This window comes from Gemmatimonadales bacterium (assembly GCA_030697825.1).
Classification (GTDB): Bacteria; Gemmatimonadota; Gemmatimonadetes; order Gemmatimonadales; family JACORV01; genus JACORV01.
This window is the reverse complement of record JAUYOW010000325.1, coordinates 1-2,864: the sequence shown is the minus strand read 5'-3', so window position 1 is coordinate 2,864 and position 2,864 is coordinate 1. Positions and strand designations below refer to the sequence as shown.

The following is a 2,864-nucleotide window of genomic DNA, read 5'->3' as shown; positions in this document are numbered from 1 at the left end:
CCTGCGCAGTTCCTGGCGATGCTGCGCAACAGCCTGGCCCAGGCGCATGCGGACCATGGGCGGCCGCAGGGGCGCGAGAAGGACCACTTCGCGATGTCCGAGCTGTTGGTGGCCCATGCTCGGGGCCAGCGCGACGTCGGCGAAATGGCGCGGTACCTCAAGTACCGGTACGAATTCGCGGTCTACCCGGCGCGGAAGATCCTGAAGCCGTTCCCGATCGTGCTGGCGGTGGAGCCGACGAGCGTGTGCAACCTGCGGTGCCCGATGTGCTTCATCGTGGACCCGCGTCTCTCCCGCAACCGCGAGCTCAACGGCATGATGAAGCTAGAGCTGTTCCAGCGCGTCATGGACGAGGCCGGCGAGCACGGCTTGAACGGCCTGGTCATGGCGAGCCGGGGCGAGCCGACGCTCAACCCGGCGTTTCCCGACATGCTGGCGTACGCGCGCAAGCGCGGCGTGCTGGACATCAAGATCAACACGAACGCGACCAAGCTGACCCCGGAGCTGTCCCGCCGCATCCTCGCGGCGGACCCGGACCTCGTGGTCTTCTCGGTGGACACCGCGGAGCGCGAGGTGTACGGCGAGATCCGGGTGGGCGCGGACTTCGACGCGGTGCTGAACAACGTGGAGACCTTCGTGAAGCTGCGCGACCAGGAGTTCCCCGGGAACCGGACGGTCACGCGCGCCTCGATGGTCGTGACGCGGGAGGACCAGCGGATCGACACGAGCCGCGCGTTCTGGCTCCACCGGGTGGACGAGGTCGGGGTCAACCCGGTCTTCGAGCGGCTGAACATTTATGACCTGCCGGAGAAGCCCATCGCGGTGCCGTGCTCGATCCTCTGGGAGCGCATGTACGTGTGGTGGGACGGTGGGGTCAACCCGTGCGACGCGGACTACCTGAGCCACTTGAGCCCGGGTCGAATCGGCGAGGGCCAGACGGTGGCGTCGTTGTGGACCGGCCAGCACATGCAGTCGCTGCGCGAGTTCCACCAGACCGGCCGGAAGAACGCGTGCTCGCCGTGCAACAAGTGCACGGGGTATTAAGATGCGCGCCGGGCTGATCGGGCTGCACGGGTTCGGCCGCACGCTGGCCGCAGCGATGGAGCGGCTGGGGGTCGAGATCGCCTGGGGCTATCACCCGGACCCGGCGCGGGCGCGCGCGTGGGACGCGGCCCGCGGCGTCAGCGACTTGGGCCGCGCGCTGGAAGATGCCAGCGTGCCGGCGGTCCTCATTGCCTCGCCGACGCCGCACCACGCGGACCACGCGGCCGCATGCGCGGCGGCCGGCAAGGCTATTTTCGTGGAGAAGCCGCTGGCCGCGACCGCCGAGGCATGCGACCGCATGCTGGCCGCGGCCGAGGCGGCGAGGGTCGTGGGCATGTGCGGGCACAACGTGCGCCGCTCCGCGGCCGCGCGCGCCATCGCCAAGCTGATCGCGGACGGGCGGCTCGGGCGGCTGGTCGACCTGGAGCTGACGCTTTCACACGGCGGCGCGTACGCCTTTCGGATGGGGAACGGGCGCGGCCACCAGCGGGGGCATCGCGAGGGACCGCTCAGCGCGCTCGGCGTGCACCCCTTCGATCTGGTCCACGCGTGGGCCGGGCCGGTGCGCAGCGCGACCGGGCTGCTGCGCAACCTGGCCGGGGTCACCGAGGCGCCGGATGCGGCCGCCGCGCTGCTGGAGCTTGAAAACGGCGCCGCCGCGTTGGTGAAGACCGATTACATCGTGCCGAGCGAGGAACGCTTCGTCGTGACCGGCACCGACGGGATCGTCACGTGGGCGCGCGGCGAGCTGACGCTGCGCGTGGGCCGGGACGTCGACCGGGTGCCGTCGCAGCCGCAGCGGCTGGCGTGCGAACCGGTGGACACGGTCGCCGAGGAGCTGCGGGAGTTCATCCGCGCGGTGGAGCAGGACGACCCGGCCGCGGTCGAGACGCCGCTGGCGACCGGTGCGGCGGCCGTGTACGTATTGGAAGCGTGTTACCGCAGCGCGGTGGACCGGCGGCCGGTGCCGCTGGCCGAGTTCAACCGGTACCGGGCGGCGGTGGGCGCAGGGACGGCGGCCGTGGCCGCCTCGCCCTGAGGATGGAACAGCAGGAGGCAATATGACGACAGTGCGGATCGGGGACCGGGGGGTGGGCCCGGGCGAGCCGACGTTCATCGTGGCCGAGATCGGCATCAACCACAACGGGGACCTGGAGCTGTGCAAGCGCCTGATCGACGCCAGCGTGCTCGCCGGCGCCGACGCGGTCAAGTTCCAGAAGCGGACGGTGGACGTGGTCTACTCGACCGAGGAGCTGGCGCGGGCGCGCGAGAACCCCTTCGGCAAGACGAATGGGGACCTCAAGCGCGGGCTCGAGTTCGGGCCGGCGCAGTACGAGGCCATCGACGCGTACTGCCGCGAGCGCGGCATCGCGTGGTTCGCCTCGTGCTGGGACCAGGCCTCGGTGGACTTCATCGACCGGTTCCAGCCGCCGTGCTACAAGGTCGCCTCGGCCTCGCTGACCGACGACGCGCTGCTGCGGCACATGCGCGCCACCGGCCGGCCGGTCATCCTCTCCACCGGCATGAGCACCATGGAGCAGATCGCCCACGCGGTCCAGGTGCTCGGCGCGCAGGAGCTGGTGCTGCTGCATTGCACCAGCACGTACCCGTCCAAGCTCGAGGAGCTGAACCTGCGCATGATCGACACGCTGCGCCGCGAGTTCGGCTGCCCCGTCGGCTACTCGGGCCACGAGGTCGGGCTCTCCACGACGGTCGCGGCGGTCTCGCTGGGCGCGTGCATGATCGAGCGCCACATCACGCTGGACCGGGCCATGTGGGGCAGCGACCAGGCCGCGTCGGTCGAGCCGCAGGGGTTCATG

Annotated in this window: 3 protein-coding genes; all 3 read left to right on the top strand. The window is 70.8% G+C overall.

Features of this window, described 5'->3' with window-relative positions:
- The coding region (locus Q8Q85_16195) for a radical SAM/SPASM domain-containing protein (protein MDP3775800.1) at nt 1-1,044 on the top strand (1,044 nt) is incomplete at its 5' end.
- Between the two features lies 1 nt (nt 1,045).
- Complete coding sequence (locus Q8Q85_16190; protein ID MDP3775799.1) at nt 1,046-2,083, top strand: Gfo/Idh/MocA family oxidoreductase; 1,038 nt, start codon at nt 1,046-1,048, stop codon at nt 2,081-2,083.
- Nucleotides 2,084-2,105: 22 nt separating this feature from the next.
- Nucleotides 2,106-2,864, top strand: a 759-nt coding sequence (locus tag Q8Q85_16185; GenBank protein MDP3775798.1) for an N-acetylneuraminate synthase family protein, incomplete at its 3' end; no start/stop codon positions are given.